The sequence below is a fragment of the Bacillus sp. FSL R12-0074 genome (assembly GCF_038005725.1).
Lineage (GTDB): Bacteria > Bacillota > Bacilli > Bacillales > Bacillaceae_G > Bacillus_A > Bacillus_A mycoides.
In genome coordinates this window covers 708,495-726,519 of record NZ_JBBOTR010000001.1, presented here as the reverse complement: position 1 = coordinate 726,519, position 18,025 = coordinate 708,495, and the positions used below count along the sequence as shown (strand labels likewise).

18 protein-coding genes and 1 pseudogene are annotated in these 18,025 nt (G+C 34.6%); 5 read left to right on the top strand and 14 right to left on the bottom strand.

Going from position 1 to position 18,025, the window contains the following annotated elements; translation table 11 throughout:
* Window positions 1-166: 166 nt before the first annotated feature.
* On the top strand, window positions 167-1,552 hold the full coding sequence (locus NSS97_RS03645) for a peptide MFS transporter (protein WP_002090906.1): 1,386 nt from the start codon (window positions 167-169) through the stop codon (window positions 1,550-1,552).
* A 30-nt stretch (window positions 1,553-1,582) separates the two neighbouring features.
* On the opposite strand, the gene NSS97_RS03640 is transcribed toward NSS97_RS03645, so the two are convergent.
* The 5 genes from NSS97_RS03640 to NSS97_RS03620 all read right to left on the bottom strand — a co-directional run bounded on the left by NSS97_RS03640 (window position 1,583) and on the right by NSS97_RS03620 (window position 5,605).
* Window positions 1,583-2,662, bottom strand: coding sequence for a YHYH domain-containing protein (locus NSS97_RS03640; RefSeq protein WP_107887567.1), 1,080 nt, complete (start codon window positions 2,660-2,662; stop codon window positions 1,583-1,585).
* Window positions 2,663-2,807: 145 nt separating this feature from the next.
* Window positions 2,808-3,440: a class A sortase gene (locus NSS97_RS03635; protein WP_341111616.1), complete on the bottom strand. Its 633-nt coding sequence runs from the start codon at window positions 3,438-3,440 to the stop codon at window positions 2,808-2,810.
* Window positions 3,441-3,557: 117 nt separating this feature from the next.
* Entirely contained in the window at window positions 3,558-4,031 is a 474-nt protein-coding gene (locus tag NSS97_RS03630; protein ID WP_107887569.1) for a DUF2178 domain-containing protein, read from the bottom strand.
* Window positions 4,024-4,251, bottom strand: coding sequence for a helix-turn-helix domain-containing protein (locus tag NSS97_RS03625; RefSeq protein WP_107887570.1), 228 nt, complete (start codon window positions 4,249-4,251; stop codon window positions 4,024-4,026). The genes NSS97_RS03630 and NSS97_RS03625 overlap by 8 nt, the downstream gene beginning before the upstream one ends.
* A gap of 103 nt (window positions 4,252-4,354) precedes the next feature.
* Window positions 4,355-5,605, bottom strand: a complete 1,251-nt coding sequence (locus tag NSS97_RS03620) for a 3D domain-containing protein (RefSeq protein ID WP_002140404.1) — start codon at window positions 5,603-5,605, stop codon at window positions 4,355-4,357.
* A gap of 645 nt (window positions 5,606-6,250) precedes the next feature.
* Between NSS97_RS03620 and NSS97_RS30435 the strand changes: the two are divergent.
* Both NSS97_RS30435 and NSS97_RS03610 read left to right on the top strand, forming a co-directional pair.
* A pseudogene (locus NSS97_RS30435) lies at window positions 6,251-6,769 on the top strand (methyl-accepting chemotaxis protein); the annotation flags it as partial.
* 132 nt (window positions 6,770-6,901) lie between these two features.
* Window positions 6,902-7,714, top strand: coding sequence for an undecaprenyl-diphosphate phosphatase (locus tag NSS97_RS03610; RefSeq protein WP_002010553.1), 813 nt, complete (start codon window positions 6,902-6,904; stop codon window positions 7,712-7,714).
* Between the two features lie 192 nt (window positions 7,715-7,906).
* On the opposite strand, the gene NSS97_RS03605 is transcribed toward NSS97_RS03610, so the two are convergent.
* Window positions 7,907-8,110, bottom strand: a complete 204-nt coding sequence (locus NSS97_RS03605) for a hypothetical protein (protein ID WP_002010557.1) — start codon at window positions 8,108-8,110, stop codon at window positions 7,907-7,909.
* A 171-nt stretch (window positions 8,111-8,281) separates the two neighbouring features.
* Here NSS97_RS03605 and NSS97_RS03600 point away from each other — a divergent pair, with 171 nt between their 5' ends.
* A complete protein-coding gene (locus NSS97_RS03600) occupies window positions 8,282-9,436 on the top strand; it encodes a VanZ family protein (RefSeq protein WP_107887571.1) in 1,155 nt (384 codons plus the stop codon).
* A gap of 4 nt (window positions 9,437-9,440) precedes the next feature.
* On the opposite strand, the gene NSS97_RS03595 is transcribed toward NSS97_RS03600, so the two are convergent.
* The 6 genes from NSS97_RS03595 to bdhA all read right to left on the bottom strand — a co-directional run bounded on the left by NSS97_RS03595 (window position 9,441) and on the right by bdhA (window position 15,735).
* Window positions 9,441-10,754: a D-arabinono-1,4-lactone oxidase gene (locus NSS97_RS03595; protein ID WP_044444502.1), complete on the bottom strand. Its 1,314-nt coding sequence runs from the start codon at window positions 10,752-10,754 to the stop codon at window positions 9,441-9,443.
* Entirely contained in the window at window positions 10,742-11,914 is a 1,173-nt protein-coding gene (locus NSS97_RS03590; RefSeq protein WP_107887572.1) for an alanine racemase, read from the bottom strand. The genes NSS97_RS03595 and NSS97_RS03590 overlap by 13 nt, the downstream gene beginning before the upstream one ends.
* 113 nt (window positions 11,915-12,027) lie before the next feature.
* Window positions 12,028-13,029, bottom strand: a complete 1,002-nt coding sequence (gene sph, locus NSS97_RS03585) for a sphingomyelinase C (protein WP_044444500.1) — start codon at window positions 13,027-13,029, stop codon at window positions 12,028-12,030.
* 76 nt (window positions 13,030-13,105) lie between these two features.
* Window positions 13,106-13,957 carry a phospholipase CerA gene (gene cerA, locus NSS97_RS03580; protein ID WP_002029789.1) on the bottom strand — a complete coding sequence of 284 codons (852 nt, stop codon included), beginning with the start codon at window positions 13,955-13,957 and terminating at the stop codon, window positions 13,106-13,108.
* 263 nt (window positions 13,958-14,220) lie between these two features.
* Window positions 14,221-14,565, bottom strand: a complete 345-nt coding sequence (locus tag NSS97_RS03575) for a potassium channel family protein (protein ID WP_002090921.1) — start codon at window positions 14,563-14,565, stop codon at window positions 14,221-14,223.
* 117 nt (window positions 14,566-14,682) lie between these two features.
* Window positions 14,683-15,735: a (R,R)-butanediol dehydrogenase gene (gene bdhA / locus NSS97_RS03570; RefSeq protein ID WP_341111606.1), complete on the bottom strand. Its 1,053-nt coding sequence runs from the start codon at window positions 15,733-15,735 to the stop codon at window positions 14,683-14,685.
* A 226-nt stretch (window positions 15,736-15,961) separates the two neighbouring features.
* Between bdhA and NSS97_RS03565 the strand changes: the two genes are divergently transcribed.
* Window positions 15,962-17,116 carry an MFS transporter gene (locus tag NSS97_RS03565; RefSeq protein WP_044444498.1) on the top strand — a complete coding sequence of 385 codons (1,155 nt, stop codon included), beginning with the start codon at window positions 15,962-15,964 and terminating at the stop codon, window positions 17,114-17,116.
* Between the two features lie 17 nt (window positions 17,117-17,133).
* Here the strand turns inward: NSS97_RS03565 and NSS97_RS03560 are convergent, their stop codons facing one another.
* On the bottom strand, window positions 17,134-17,463 hold the full coding sequence (locus NSS97_RS03560; RefSeq protein WP_002125259.1) for a hypothetical protein: 330 nt from the start codon (window positions 17,461-17,463) through the stop codon (window positions 17,134-17,136).
* A gap of 16 nt (window positions 17,464-17,479) precedes the next feature.
* Window positions 17,480-17,821: a hypothetical protein gene (locus NSS97_RS03555; RefSeq protein WP_002125258.1), complete on the bottom strand. Its 342-nt coding sequence runs from the start codon at window positions 17,819-17,821 to the stop codon at window positions 17,480-17,482.
* Window positions 17,822-18,025: the final 204 nt, after the last annotated feature.

The following is an 18,025-nucleotide window of genomic DNA, read 5'->3' as shown; positions in this document are numbered from 1 at the left end:
TAGTCCATAGTCTATCACAAAAGAAACACCCATTCTATAGCTATTTCCCTTTTCAAATTTCTTCTGAAAAATCAACCTTTATTGACTTATAATAGTTAATAAGGTAAAATATTAATCATACAATACTATTAACTTTGTTTTTTGCTTGTGTCAGGAGGAAAATATTATGGAATCAGCGATACAACTAGAAAGAGAACAACAAAGAAAAAAGAAACATCCTCCAGGTTTATACTTACTCTTCTTTACAGAAATGTGGGAAAGATTTAGTTACTATGGATTACGAGGATTATTAACATTATATTTAACAACAGCTTTAGTAAGTGGTGGTCTTGGGTTTAGTCCCGCTTGGGCACTCTCTATTTACGGATTTTATACTGGTGCTTGTTATTTCACACCATTGATCGGTGGATACTTAACGGACCGTTTTCTAGGCAAACGAAAAGCCATCACAATTGGTGGTATAACAATGGCAATCGGTAACCTTACACTATTTGCCTTGCAAAACCAAGTCGGTCTATACCTCGGATTAGCGCTTATTATTATCGGTAATGGATTCTTCAAACCGAATATCTCTACACTTGTTGGAGAATTATACGAAGAAAATGATCCAAAACGTGATAGTGCATTTACAATTTTCTATATGGGTATTAACGTCGGTTCATTTTTAGCTCCACTCGTTTGCGGGTTTTTATCAGAAAATTTATTCAAAACAACAGTAGATGGCGTTGCTCATTTCGGATTCCGTTACGGTTTCTTAGCCGCTTCAATCGGAATGATCATTGGACAAATTTTATTTACAACACTATCAAATCGCTTCCTTGGTGATATCGGTAAAAAACCAACTCGCGATTTGCAAACGGATGCTGGACAACAAACAATAGGAAATACACCGTTAACAAAAAAAGAAAAACAACGTACAACAGTTATCGTCATTTTAACATGCTTTGTTGTCTTCTTCTGGGCTGGATTTGAACAAGCTGGTAGTTCGTTAACATTATATACAAATAAATTCGTTGACCGCTCCGTATTCGGATGGGAAGTTCCAACATCTTGGTTCCAATCGGTCAATCCGTTATTTATTATTTTACTTGCACCAGCCATTTCAGCATTATGGGCGAAACTGGCAACTAGAAAAAATGGTGACATGAAAATCCCAACAAAAATGGGACTTGGTATGATCTTACTCGGTATCGGTTATATTGTTCTTGTTATCGCTACATTAAAAACAGGCAGTGACGAACATAACATTACAGAAAAAGCAAACTTACTATTTATCGTCTTTACGTATCTTTTCCATACGTTAGGTGAGCTATTCTTATCACCTGTCGGGCTATCAATGGTTAGTGCTCTCGCTCCAGTAAAACTAGCCTCTTTATTAATGGGCGTATGGTTAGCAAGCTCAGGTATTGCTAATATTTTAGGCGGACAGCTTGCAAGCTTCACAACTTCACTTGGATATGCTGAAGTATTCACAGTTATTGGCGCTGTGGCGATCGTTTTAGGTTGTGTTTTATTATCAATTTCTAAGAAATTAGTGAAATGGATGGATTAAAAAAAGATGAGGAATTTTCCTCATCTTTTTTTACGCTTTCTTTCCCTTTTCTATTGCTTGTTCATACAAGCCTTTATGTTCTTTATATTCACTTGGCACGAAACTCTTATAGAAGAACGAAAGCCAGCTGTCTCCTTTTTTATATCCTTCTTCTCGAATTTCCGCTGCCTTTTTATTTGATTTAAATCCTTCAGTAAACCATTTCTTTAATGTTTCATTCTTTTCATACTTAGCAGGAACTTTTAAGTCGTAGTTTTCAAATGCATATGTATATCCAGCTTTTTCCGCTGCCTTTTTAGCAGACTTATATCCCTTTTCATACGCGGTTTCATATACTTTCACATATGTATCCTTTTCAGTATTTCCAGGCTTCTTTTCAGCTAATTCTTTACCAGCCTTTTCACCAAGTTCCGCTTGTTCTGTTTCAATCTTTTCGGTTCTCTCTTTATTACCTACTTGGAAACCTTCTGCAAAGTTCACCTTAAACTCAGGAGTAATTTGACTATCGTCCATTGCTTCTTGTGTTAACCCTTGCTCTTTACCTTTTTCAAAATGTGCTTTTTTCTGTTCTTCTAAAGACCATGCCGCAGCATACGCAGTTGTAAATGCTTGTTTATATGTATCAGATTTTCCAGTCAAATACCCTTTCGCATTATTTTTCCCTGCTTTAAAATCTGTCTCTCCACTTTTTTGACCTTCAAGCTGTCCTTTTTCCATGTCAGCTTGGCGCTGGGCTTCCTCTTGCTTACGTGCCTCTTCTGCTTTTCTTTGCTCTTCGGCTACACGTTGTCTCTCTTCTTCAGCTTTACGTTGTTCTTCTGCAGCTCTTTGCTTCTCTGCCTCCGCCTTACGCTGTGCTTCTGCTTGTTTCTCCGCTTCTACAGCACCATTATTATTTTGACTAGGCGCAGGGCTTGTTGTTCCGCCGCTAGAAGCTGGTTTATTGTGATAATGATATTCCCCGTACTGCAATCCCCATTTTTCACAATTTGTACGACACGTATGTCCACCATTAGCATCTGTACGTCCTGGATGTGCATAAGCAGAAATTGGTGCTACCAATAACGCTACACTTGTTGTTAAAAGAAGTTTTTTTACTTGCTGTTTCACTTTTGTTCCTCCCACAATCTAGAATCATTACTTTATTATATAAAAATAGAAAAATATTTAAATACCAACTAAAATATTCTTTTATTTCTCAACATTGGATAAAAAAAGAAGGTTCACTCTTTAAAGAGTGAACCTTCTTTTTTCTTTATTTCTTAGCCTTTGTTCCTACTAAATCACCCGTAATAACAAAACGCTTAGAATTATCCTTAACAGATACACATGTAATAAGTGTTATCTCATCTTTCCCATGATCCTCTACAACTTCCCATTTATCAGGAGTCACTTCAGATACACTGGTAACAGTATACTCATACTCATTTGCATTGTCATACAAATAAATTTTATCGTTCTTCTTTAAAATTGATACATCACTAAATAAAACACCTTTTTTTGACATATTATGCCCTGCAAGTGCATAATTCCCTTGTCCCATTACTTGATTTTCTCTTACAGTTGCCGCACCTGATAATAAATTCTTTTCAGTCGACGCTTTTAAAACAGGAAGTTCTAATGAGATGCTCGGAATTGAAATACGACCGATTACTTGTTTTTTATCTAACGATGCACTCGCTACTTCTGCCAAGTCTGGTTGATTAATTTTTGAAGCATCTACAAATTCTGTATCATGCTTTTCATATTCCATCTTTTGAACAGCTTGTACATTCGCTGTCTGCTTCTTCTCTGCCTTATATCCATCATAAAATGGCTTTCCGATTAATACACCACCTACAACAAATAGAAGGATTGCTACTATACTATAAATTCTTTGCTTATTCATATACAATTCCTTTCCGTTACAAAATCTTACTCTATATAAAATGATAAGACAATATTGCTGTATGTACAAGTATAAGCTGAAAAGAAACCTTCTTGCATCAGCAAGAAGGTTTCTTTTTTAGACTAATTTATTTCTGTACAGGGATACGTAAAAGACTGTCATTTGAATAAAAAGCATGAAAAATAAAATATATAATGGATATCCAGGAATATATAAATTAGCTACAGGAGAAAGTGTTAAAAATCCAATAGCAATAACTATTCCATACCAGAATGAAATAAATGTTGTCCGACATGCCTTTTGTGTAATTGCTTTTTCCCGCTCGTCTTCTTGTGGAAATAATAACGGGTACATCCAATAAGAAAGAGCTTTATGTTTCTTCTTTTGAACTTTATAAAAAATCGTCGTTATAATAGCTACAATTGTTAACAATCCTAATGGCATCATATTGATTGTTACTTCAAACGGTAATTTCTCAGTTTCAATAATATTTGCCAGCTCTATCCAAGCATAATAGAGCTCAATAAACACCCAAAAAGCTATCACAAATCTCAGCACATTTAAGATATAAGAAACCCCAATTCTATTCATCCTCTTCCCCCTCCTTATTTAAAACAAACACATCTTCCATCTTTAACTCGAATACATCACAAATCGTCAATGCTAGTAACAATGAAGGAACGTAATCCCCCTTTTCAATTGCTGCAATTGTTTGTCTCGTCACTCCGACTTTTTCCGCTAATACACTTTGTGTAAAATTAAAACGAGCTCTTAATTCCTTCACCTTATTGTAAATGGTCAAATTTACCACCTCTTACCATCATTGTATGCTGTCCTTAACAAAATGTAAACTCAACTTAATATTATTTTTACAAAAAAATCCAACTCTACGTATTGTAAAGTTGGATTTCGTTTTAGTTTAAAATTGTAACTTTAACACTTCTTCTGCCCCAATTATTAGCTGTAGCTGAATCTGGCATTAATAAATCAATTATATGACCTTTAATCGCACTACCAGTATCTCCAGCAATCGCCGTACCATAATTTTCCACATATACAGTAGAACCTAATGGAATCACAGCTGGATCTACAGCAATTAGTTTCATGTTTGGATTTGCAGTCAAATTATGTCCTAACTTAGACTTTACAGTTTCACCCGGTTTATAGCCATTTTCAGATGGATCAGCTGTATAAGCAGTTGCTGTTACATAAAATTCTTTTCCACCTTGAGCTGGTTTTGGATCCGGCTTAGCTGGTGTTGTATCTTTAGCTACAGGCTCTGCCGGCTTAGCTGCCTGTTCTTCTTTTTGCTTAGCTGCTGCTGCCTTCGCTTTTGCCAACTCTTCTTGCTCAGCCTTTGCAGCTGCTTCAGCTTTTGCGCGCTCTTCTGCTGCAATTCTTGCTGCTTCTTGTTCACGAGCAATTGTTTCTTGTACTGCTTTCATATTTGCTTCAACTTTTGCTTTCTCTTCCGCTGCTAAATTAAGTTGGCTTGCAATCTGATTATATTTAGCCTGAACCGTTTGTAAGTTATCTTGACGTTTTTTCAAGTTATCTTGCAAATCCGCTTGTGCTTTTGCTAATTTTTGCTTATCTACTACTAAAGATGCTTCTTTTTCGTCAATTGCTTTTTTATCTTCTTCAATTTGACGAAGATCTTGTTCTTGTAGACGTAAAATTTCTTTATCTGCTTCTAGAATAGTCGTAACTGCATTCATACGTTGTATGAAATCTGCAAAGTTTTTTGATTCTACAACAACTTCTACTACTAAACTCGTATTTGAGCTATTTTGAACAGAAACCATACGTTTTTTCATAATATCCTTACGAGCAAGGACTTTATCTTCTAAAACGATAATATCTGCTTTTTTTTGTTCAATCTGCTTATGTGTTTCATCGATTTTACGTTGAATAGCAGCTTGATCCTCTTTATTTTTTGCAATTGTATTATTTAAATTATGTAGTTCATTTTCGATACCTTGAATTTCTTTACTAACAGCTTGCTTCTCTTGCTCTTTCTTCTGCATATCTGCATCGTTTTGCTGCAATTGCTGTTGCATGTTGTTAAGTTTCTCGTCGTTTGACTCTGCTTTTACAGCGACTGTACTAGAAAGAACAATCATTCCTGCTAATACTAGACTACTGATTCGCTTAAAATAGTTCATAATCCGACTCCCTTCTTATACAGTTATACATGATTTATTTTACAGTTTCTTTACAGGACCATTAAATACAGTTTATTTTTCATGACAAAAAAAGGGGATTATGAATAAAATGTAATAGATTCTTAAATATTTAACAATTCCTATATTCAAAAATTATAAAAGATGCTAAAATCCAAATATAGAGAAAATATAACTTCTAAAGGCGGTTGAGATAAATACATGTTTACTCAAAAGAAAGCACTCCAACATAAAATTGATCAATTAGAAAATCGTATACAAGAGCTAGAAACAGAATTAAAACAAAAAGATATTGAAAGCCAAGAGACTATTTCTTCTATCCACGACCGTGTACAAAGCGTTGTTCAAGAGCATCAACTTGTAAATAACCAGCACCATACACTCCAAAATTTAATTCAACATTTAAACTCATGTTTTGAAAATGTTTCAACACGTACGACACATTCCAATGAATTAAATAGTGAAATGTTACAAAAAGAACAAAGCTTAATTCAGTCTATTGAAGAAATTATCGATTGCTCTAATGAAGGAAAAGAATCCGTTCATCGCTTACTCATTGTAATTAATAGATTAGGTGAACAATCTCAACGTACTTCTAATAGTATGAATCATTTAAGCGAACGCTCTAAAGAAATTGAACAAATTGTAGAAGTGATTCAAAACATTGCAGCGCAAACAAATTTATTAGCGTTAAATGCAAGTATTGAAGCTGCACGTGCTGGAGAGCATGGAAAAGGATTCGCTGTTGTTGCCAATGAAGTAAGAAAACTAGCAGAAAGCACAGCGGAGAGTACAAAAAACATTGGCAATTTAACGAAAAAAATCCAAGAGGAAATTGAAAAAGCGTACGAAAATACAAAAGATAATTTACATTTAGTTGATGAAGGTGTAGAAATAAGCGCCGATACTAACGCTAGAATTGAAAATATTTTAATAATGATTCAAACATTACAAAGTGGCGCTACAAATGTTATTAAAGCTATCGAAAACCAAAAATCTTGTAATGATGATATATTACGAGAATTTGCAAATACACAGCAAATGTTCCAAAAATTAAATACTACTATTATGAATCACATTCATGATGCTGAAAAAGTCGATGTTCAATTATCAAAAAGTCTTCAAGAAACAGTAGCTTCTCATTAATAATAAAAATCCCTTATACCAGTATAAGGGATTTTTATTATATTTCGAATATTTATTTCTTCTCAATATTCATCCTCTCTTTTGCTATAATGGAAAAGTTGTTTCTTTCGACTAATAAACAAGGAGGTTATTATGGAACAATTTTACTACATTTTAAAATATTTAATTCTTGGTCTGTTCCAAGGGCTAACAGAGCCAATTCCGATTTCTTCAAGCGGTCACCTCGTTTTAGCACAGCATTTGCTAGGACTAAAAATAGAAGGGTTTAGCTTCGAACTACTTGTTAATTCAGCTTCATTATTAGCTGTATTACTTATTTATAGAAATGATTTAATTCGTCTAACGAAGAATGGTCTATCTTATATATTTACAAGAGCAGAAGACGCAAAATCAGATTTCTTCTTTATTATTTACCTTGTTATTGCAACCATTCCAGCAGGTGTAATTGGAGTTTTATTTAAAGATTATATCGACCACTATTTAAAAGGTGTTAAAATGGTTGGGATTTCCCTTCTTATTACTGCTATCGGCCTTTGGATTATTCGAAACTTGCGTGGGCGTAAAAATGATGGCGACCTTTCTATGAAAGATGCAATCATTATTGGCCTAGCACAAGCTTGCGCACTAATTCCTGGTATAAGCAGATCAGGTGCTACAATCGTAGCAGCAATGTTACTTGGCATGAAGCAAGAAACAGCTCTTCGTTTCTCATTCTTACTATACATCCCTGTTAGCTTAGGTGGTTTATTGTTAAGTATTACAGACATTGCAAACGATCCAAATTTAGATACATTATTTGTACCTTATATTGTTGCTTTCATCGCAACATTTGTCATGACATATATTTCATTAAAATGGTTTATGAACATTATGGCAAAAGGAAATTTAAAATATTTCTCTTTCTACTGTATTATCGTAGGTGTGCTAACTATCATTTTCTTATAAAGTGAAACTTTAATCAGTGGGGTTTTGTTCATCCCCCACTGATTATTAGCCCACACCAATCGGGCGTTTACGGGCAGCAGGGCTCCCACCTAACTTCTTTGCTCCACCTAAATTTTGAGGTGGGAGTTTTACTGCCCACAAATAGCGGGATAAAAAACCACTTACTGCCCTCATACAGTAAGTGGTTTTTCCTTATGCATAAACTTTCTTTTCCTGACAATACAAGCGAATAACATGTGTATTTTTTTGAAATAAATCATGTGTTAAGCGAATAATAATAAAATTTCGTTTTGTATTATCATCATGAACAAAAATCTGTTCCCCCTCTTGAAAACGCCATGTGCTTTCAAAAGTTGTAATATGATCCCCGCTTACCGAAAAAAGCTCATATTGCATATCATGTACCCTCTTTCAACTTGTATAATCATAATATGTTTATATTAAACTTATTATAACTTAATCTATTTTAAATTTGTAATTTTTTCTATTTCGAGCTATTTCAACTTTGTTTTACATTCTTTTAAGCGCTATAATGATAAACGGAATTTCATTGAAAGGAGCTTCATTTTGACTGCATATTTATTTCCAGTAAAAACAGCTTTTATTTTATTTCCTATTTTAGCAATGTTTCTCTTAATCCCTTTTTTAATATTTAATTATCGAAAATACGGTTATTTAAATAAATGGCGTTCATTTATTTTATATTCATTATTACTCTATTTATTAAATGCCTATTTTCTTGTTATTTTACCTTTACCACAAACATATGACACATGTAGCCTACAACCGGCTAATACACAGCATATGCAACTCTCGCCATTTTATTTCGTACAAGAGATTAGTAATCATACATCGGCAATTTTGACGAAGCCAACTACCTATTTCTATTTATTAAAGGAATCTGCGTTTTTACAAGTCGCTTTTAACGTTCTACTAACCGTTCCATTCGGTATTTATTTACGTTATTATTTCCGACGTAGTTTCTTCCAAACAGTGTGCATTTCTTTTTGCCTTTCACTGTTCTTTGAATTAACACAAGTAACTGGATTATATGGTATTTATAATTGTGCATATCGCTTATTCGATATCGACGATCTGTTTTTAAACACACTAGGCGGCGTAATCGGTTTTATCATTGCACCAATATTTACGTACTTCCTGCCAAAAACAAGCGAATTAGATAGTCATATTGATTTGGAAACGAAACCAGTCGGATTCGTTCGTCGTCTCATCGCTATGCAAATTGATTGGATTTTCTTATCTATCGTTGTACCTTTCATTAAAAACAAAGGAAACTCACTATTTATTTCTAACATCCAATCTTATACAAATGTATACGAACTCCTTTTCATTACATGTTCAATCTTAATTTACTTTATTATCATCCCATATTTTACAAATGGAAGAACAATAGGGAAAGCGTTGCTTCGTATTTACATTAAAGGACAAGCAGAGCGTATTACACTAAAAGAATTATTCATTCGTTACGGTATATTCTATTTCATTTTAGGTGGAATCAATTACATTCTTTCTAGTAGCTCTATTTTAAACCATACAGAGCCTTTAGTATTACTAGTTATACTGTTATTCCAATTTGTAATTAACGGGCTATTTATTATTCATGTTTTATTACATGTATTTAGCAGTGATAAATTACTATTTTACGAGCGTATTAGTCATACAAGAAATGCAATTACACTTAAAAAAGCTGACAAATACTAATTTGTCAGCTTTTTTTCATAATCGTAAATAACTTTTCTGTATAAGGGCTTAAAAATATTCCTGTTTCATCTAGTGACTTCCTCACTTTTAGAAACGAATGCAATTCTGGATATATATTTTGCAATTTTTCGTACGTTAACGTATGCATTTTCCCCCAATGTGGGCGCCCTTCATACTTTAGAAAAATTTTCTCCACTTCACCAAAATAAGCGGCATACTTCATACCTTTATACATATGAACAGCTATATACGCTGAATCTCTTCCATATGCTGGACTGAGCCATATATCATCACATCTCACGTAGCGGCATTCAATCGGGAAGTGCACCTTATACTTTTTCTTTTCAATAAGATTTGAAATTTCTTCTACAACAGCCCTCATATCCTTTGAAGGGACACTGTACTCCATTTCATAAAATGGAACTGTACGTGATGTAGCGAACACTTCATAGCTTGGTCCAATTATTTTCGTGTTCGGTACAGCCTTAGCTGATAATCGGCTTACTCCTTTACTTATAGAAGGAAACCATTTACACCCTTTAGATAATAAAGAGAACATCCTATTTTCAAGTAACTCCACCTTTAGTTTATGCCATTTCAAATCACTTTCTTTACTCGTTGTTTCGTTTGTAAATTTCACTTGTACTTCATCTGAATAAGGAAAAACGAAAAATTCAAAATGACGATTCTTCTTATATTCTTCTAGTTTGTTCATTACAGTAGACAATGATTGTTTTTCACTTTCATAAACAAGCGAATACGCTGGGATAACCTTCAATTTTATCTTTACAATGATACCTAGCATTCCAAGCGACAACTGAAATGCTTTCCAATATTCGGCGTTCTCGGTTTCTGAACAAACTATACTCTCACCTGTTGATAAAACTGCCGTGATCTCTATAACTTGTGTTGATAAACTCCCAAATGTAACACCCGTCCCATGAGTCCCCGTACTAATCGCTCCTGCAATAGATTGTGAATCAATATCCCCTAAATTTTCTTGCGCATAACCTTTTTCCTGAAGTAACTTCCCTAAATCATGTAGCTTTGTTCCCGCCCATACTTCGGCAACCTTCTTCTCTGCATCGATATTTGCAATGCCCTTCAATTCATCTAAAGAAACTAAAATTTCTTCCGTTTGCACAAGAGGTGTAAACGAATGCCCTGAACCGACAACACGAATTTTCTTTCCTTTTTTTCGTGCAAGCCCCACAACTTCTACTACATCTTGTATACTTTTTGGATACATCGTATAATGCGGCGTTCCTTCTACATTCCCTGTCCAATTTCTCCATTTTTGTCCCTTTATAGAAAGCATTGTCCATCCCCCCGATATGTTGAATACTCTCCAACAATTTCCCCTTGTTTAATGCGATACAAAATAGGAAAACGCTCACATAACTCCCCAGCTTTACTATGGCGAAACAAGATAGAATCTCCTATATCCACTCGTTCCTCGCCGTTATAAAAAATTGGCGTTTGCACTTCACCAGCACCTTCTAAAGCTAATAGTTTTGCACCATGCGGCATCCAAACCTCAGGCTCTTTATCTTTACCAACTGCACCTGAGGCAATATATCCGCCACCTAGGCAAGTATAAATAAAAGGATCCGGTTTACGTACAACTGGTAAAGCAAATCCGGCAGCTGGCTGAAATTTCACTTCTTTATAATAATCAAACAGTTTAGGAGAGTAAAAGGCGGATCCTACAGTCATCTCCGTAACTGCGTTATCTTGCTCAGTTGTTTTTATACTTCCCGTTCCTCCCCCATTTACAAATCTTAGTTCACTACCCAGGCCTTGTATTTCTTTTACGATACGTCCTCTTCTTTCTTTAACCTCTAACACCGATTTCTTCTTTAAATACGAAACCACTTTACTTTTCATCCATTGATTCGGTATATGATCCCCTACCCCGGCAATTTGAGCTTCATATCCCATTACACCATCTAGTATTAAATATGATGAGCCCTTCACCTTTTCTACTATTTTCAAAGCGCTCTGCACATCTTTTACCGGGGATCTTTTTACACCAAAATGAATTTTTAAAAAACGACTACTCATATCAATATCCAAACAAACGCGAAAACACCCTTTAGACTTCTCAGCAATTTTTTCTAAATAAGTAATATGGTCTTCACAATCCACCATACAAGTTATAATGTGCCCTTGCTTTGTCAGCAAACTAATTTCATGTAAAGCTCTTTCATCATAAACAGGATATCCGAGCAATAAATCATTAAATCCTTGTTCAATTAAAAACAAAGCTTCTCTAGGAGAAAAACACATAATACCTTGAAACCGATCATTTGCAGCCAAAATCTTTTTCATAATTGGGACAGAGCGTAATGATTTACTCGCTATACGAATCTTCTTATCTCCACTTAACTCTATAATCGATTGAATATTTCTCTCTAAAGCCACTTCATCTAAAAATGCACACGGTAATGGAACTTCCTTAAAAATTCCTCTATCCACATTTTTCTCTCCTCTTCTATATATGTCTTATACATATTGGAAAGAAAAAATGATTTTCCTGTTTGCAAATAAAAAAAGTTTCTTCTTCACGAAGAAACTTTTTTAAGACTACTCTATTTCATAGAAACAGTCGCCTCTACTGGATAATGATCGGAGTAATCATTATACGTATATTTTTGGAACCATGAAGTAACAGACCATTCTGGAGATTTCGGTTGTAAAACGTTATTCTCTATATATGATGGATTCGCATGATCCTTACTTGCAATAATATAGTCCAAATACTCGGCCGGGCTATCAGGGAAATTATATTTCGCAATACTATTTGTCGTTGCATCCCAAGTTGCTGTATGTCCTGTATAAGATGGAACAGACGCATGTAATGTTTTAAACATCGATGCATACTCTGAATTGCTATTATTCTCAGCATTTATTTTATTTACATTCATATCACCACCAATTAACACATACTCGTTATTTGGTATATTTTTATTTTTAATAAACTCTTGAATTTCTTGTAGCTGTTTTGTACGTACAGATGCTGGCGAAGTGTTTCCACACATACTATCTTCAGCTTGTAAATGAGTCCCAATCACATGTACAAAACGATCATTTTTCTTAACTTTTGTGTATACAAATCCTTTATTTGATAAGTTATCTGGTCCACAGCCTTTTTCGAATACATATTGAATCTTTTCAACAATTGGCCATTTACTCACAATCGCCACACCTCCATCTTCAGGAGTCGAAGATGAATAGTTTCCTAACGTCTTATCCCACTCGCTTCCACTACTACGACCTAATACTGCCGTTTGATTTGGATATTCTTTCTTCAAATTTCCTAATAAGCGATTTGAAGCACTATTATCAAACACTTCATTTAATATAACAACATCCTGATTCTTTATATAATCTGCTGCTCCAATTAAATCAGCACGCTCATTTTGTCCCCAGTTCGGATATAAGTTTGTTGATAGCATGTACACATTATGCGTCATCACTTTTAATGTATTATTTTGATTTATAGACATTTCTGCTTGAGCTGAAGATCCACTATATAAAGCTCCTAAACCAATACCAAAGCCAAGTACACCTTTTAGCAATTTACCTTTCACGTTTCATACCTCCATGTACTGTGTAGTGATAAAAAGGCCAAATACTCTATTCTGAGATTTGACCTTTTTCAAATACTTAACGATTTCCGTACGTATCAAACCAAAGCTGGATGTACCCAGCAGTAACACGTTGTGCATCCATTAATCGCGTACCTGTCATTGGTGTAACTTCAGCGCGCCATTTATCTGCATATTCTTGTGATACAGCTGCTTTCACGAACCAATCTTTCGTATTATCATTTACAATGCCAGAGTAATCTTGTTTCGCAGCTACTGCCGCTCCATGAATCCAATCTTCTGGATTTGTACCTTTCCAGTTCCAATATCCATTTCCATCCGTTACTTTATAATTATCTTTTATCGTATCTACAAAGTTTTCATATTTAGAATGGAACCCTTGTGGATAAGAAAGATTTGTAAAGTTTGCCGCATGCATCGGTTGATTTACATCCCCTAAATAATGAAGAGATAACCCCAAATAGAAGAATGCTTGTTTCATATCTTTATTTTTGTATGACTCACCTGCTAATTTGAAATATTTAGCTCCAGTTTCCTTTGCCTGCTTTGCAAATGGAATATAAGTTTTTCCATTGTCAGGGTCATAGAAGTGTGAAGCAAATGTGCTATTATCATAATAAGGATTTTCATAGTCAGCAGCATAAATACCGTTCTCTAACTCCGTACGCCATTCATTTAATAGTGCAACTTGATCTTGTTTTACAAGTGTTGTATTACGAGACATAATATCCATTGCACGGTTTACAATCCATAAATGAGAGTTTACGCCTTCTTTATGCTTATCTTCAGCAGACCAGCGGTGAACTATATTTATTCTACTTCCCCCATCATTTTCATGAGCAAATGCAACACTTTGTAACGGAGCTACTAATGTAATAGCTGCTGCTAAAGCAAGTACTTTCTTTTTCATATAAAATCCTCCATTTTTTAATTGAATTATTGTAAACTTTTTGTTAGGATCCTATGATGTCGTCTGGTTAACCTATGACTAGAATATCCCACCTTTCACGAAATTTCTATCACTAAATTAAAATATGCAAATGTTCATATCATTATAACTTTATACATAGTGAATATAATAATTGAATGCACTTACATTGTAATAAAATATTGTTAAGCTACTGCAAATATTTGTCTAAACTAATGTAAAAAAGAGTAAAGCGATTAACCGCTTTACTCTTTTTTTCTTTTCGATAATACACTTGGCAGTTGCACATTAACTGCCAATTTATGAATAAATCCAAACACTAATCCAATCCCGATAAATATGTATAAGATCGTAAATACCTTTCCGAAATCAGTTTGCGGACTAAAATTTCCATCACCGACAGTCGTCAACGTAACCACACTAAAATATAGAGCGTCAAGAGGACGTAATCCTTCAACTGTACTATAAAAAATCGTACCAGATGTTAATGTTAAAAATGTTAATACGAATAATACTTGAAATTCTTTATCTTTCCACGCTCGTAAACAAGCTTTTAGCATCCGTTTCAATGTCAACATAAATGAAAGCATTAGACTTCCCCTTCCAAACAAAATACCTTTAGTTAAAGGAAAGTCTATCACCTTTCTGTATAGAAAAAAAGTAGCCCTCTTCTATTTCTAGAAAAGAGCTACTTTTACTATTCTCTATTATTTAGGTGAAACAAGAATTTTCACTTGTGTTTTATCTTTTACAAGTGCTTCAAATCCTTCTTCAACAACTTGATCCACTGTAATTTTTTTCGTAATTAACTTCTCTGCTTGAATTTGGCCAGAGCTAATTAATTTAATAACAGCTGGGAAGATATGACGGTATCCAAGAATACCGATAACTTCTTTTTCTTTTAATACAAGGTTGTTTGGAGTAATTGTCGCATCTTTTTCCCATACACTAACAATTACAGTTTGGCCTTCAAAGCTTGTACTTTCAATCGCTTGACGAAGTACTACTTCAACACCTGTTACTTCAAAGCTCACATTTACACCTAAACCATTTGTTAAGTTGCGGATTTCTGCTAGTACATCTTGAGTTGCTGGATTTAATACGTAATCAGCACCTGCTAATTTAGCTAGCTCTTGACGTTCTTTAGAAAGTTCCACTGCGATAACAGGAGTTGCTCCTGCTGCTTTTGCTGCTTGGATTACAAGAAGCCCAATCGGACCACAACCAAATACAGCTACAGCTTCACCCTCTTTTAATTTACTTTGACGTACTGCATGAACTGCTACTGCTGCTGGTTCTACAAGCGCCCCTTGTTCATACGTCATTTCATCTGGAATATGATGAACCATATCTTCTCGTACTACTGTATATTCAGAGAAACCACCGCCGTCTCCACCAAGACCGTGGAAAACAAGCTGTTCACAAACATTGTAATGTCCATGTTTACAAGCTTCACATTTACCACAAGAATAAATTGGTTCTACAACAACGCGGTGTCCCACTTTATGAGATGTAACTCCTTCACCAATTTCTACTACCTCACCACTAAACTCATGACCTAAAATAACCGGTGCTTTTACGTGTGTTAATGGATGTTCTTCTGTTGGAATAAAAATAGGTCCTGCTAAATATTCATGCAAGTCTGTCCCGCAGATACCACACCATTTAACTTTAATCTTAACTGCTCCTGGTCTTACAGTTGGTTCTGGTACTTCTTCTACTCGTACATCACGTTGATTATGCCAAAGTAATGCTTTCATTTTACACATCCCTCTCTATGTATATACTTAACCTGGTGAAGTTTACAAATCTATTATAATACTTTCATCCATATATTTCAAAAAAACAATTTCATTTCCACTAAATTTTAACAAATAACGTTCAATATTTTGTCACTTTGTACTTTTTTCCACATCTGTTAATGCTAATTTCATTGCGGTTGAAATTAGCATTATGCCATAATAGCATAGGAGAGGTGAATATCGCTTGAAATATTTTATTTACTTTATTGTTATCGTAGCGTTTTTAGATACATTTTCACAATTACCTATTATGAGTACTTTCGCTCAAAGTCTTGGAGGAACCCCTCTTGTTATCGGACTAGTTATCGGTATGTACTCATTCGCTAATATGATCGGTAATATTATCGCTGGAGCCGCTGTCGATAAATTTGGCGCAAAAAAAATCCTTTATATAAGCATGGGAATTACGAGTTTCATAGTCTTGTTATACACCGTTGTTCAAAGTGGTGAACAACTATTAGTTGTGCGCTTTATGCACGGTTTTAGTGACGGATTTTTAATTCCTGCTGCCTTTACGTTTTTATCAAAGCAAACAAATTCAGCAAGGCAAGGTAAGGCAATGGCTCTATCTGGTGCTGCTGTTGGAACAGCTGCAATCGTAGGACCTGCTTTCAGCGGTATTATGAAAGCAACAGCTGGTATAGAGTGGGTGTTCATTACTATTTCTATTTTAATGGTCCTTGGTACAATCGTATCTCTATTCTTCTTACCAAATAACGTATCAAGAAAAGATACATCAAGAACTCAAATGATGAACAAAGAAGATATGATTGAACTATTGAAATCAGAACCGTTATTACAAGCATATATTGGTGCCTTCACATTAATGTTTTCACAAGGAATTGTCACGTATATGTTACCAGTAAAAGTTGAGGCTTTAGCACTTAAAGCATCTACAACAGGCATGATGTTAAGTGTATTCGGAATTACCGCTATCCTCTTCTTCTTACTGCCAACAAATCGCATTTACGATCGATTTAATCGTTCAAAACTAATGCTAATCGGGATTGCAGTAATGGCACTAGCATTATCTTTACTCGGATTATTTGCAACAAAAGGCATGCTCTTTATCGTTATGATGATTTATGGAATTGGGTTCGCTATCCTCTTCCCAGCAATTAATGCTTTACTTGTTGAAAATACGACAGATAATAATCGCGGGAAAGCATTCGGATTGTTTTATGCATTCTTCTCGTTAGGAGTTGTTGCTGGATCCTTTACAGTTGGAGCAATCGGAGCATCACCTAGCGCTAGCTTCGTTATCGGAACTGCATTCTTGTTAACATTTGCTGGAATGATTTTTGTAAGAAGCAAAGTAAAAAAGACAATGATGGGTTAATTCCATCATTGTCTTTTTTAAAATGCATATTGATATAACCCGTAATATAATGGCAGCGTTGGGATAATACCAATTAATTTGAATATAAAAGGTAATGGGTCATCCTTCTCTTCATATAAACGTAAAACAAAAACGGCACTCAAAGTCCAAATAACACTAAACAGGAAGATGCATTTCCAAACGAGTGGGGTTACTATCTCTACATCAAAGACAAAACCAAATAGCCCAATCCACGTGATTATAGTCACCACAAAATCAAACTTTTGAATTAGTGTTTGAAACATGCCTCTTACTAGCGAAGTTATAGTTAATATCGCTATAATTACTAAATAAACTTTCCACAACATAATGATAAGCTCCTATTCAACTTTTGACTTTCAACAAGCCGTATTTAATAAACAATATGGCATTATATTTTTCATAAAGATAATACAACGGATAACAAAATAAGAAGAAAATAAGTACAGTTGGTACATCATCTATAATAGAAAAATATTTTACTAGTAATTCCTTAATACTCTCTCCAATCATAATAAACAGTGGAATTATACAAATTGCCGCTAATATTAAACATGGTGTGATCCTCATTTCTTTTAATTTCACCTTACAGTGTGGACACCTGAATGAAAAAGGATGCGGGAGATCAATAATATGTTGTGCAGTAATATTCCCTTCACACTGTGGACATTCAATTATTTCTTTCATTTAGTTCACTCCTTTCTATCCATAAAAAAGAGCCCTATCGAATAGAGCTCTTTGATTGCCGAATATATCACTTTTGTGTATAGCCAAATAACAATGTAAATAAATTAAACTGTAAAGGCAATACTACATTTCTTCTTCTACAAAGAAAGTGTATAAATACCGACGATACTTCGACAATTTCCTCGGAAATATTTCCTTTACCCA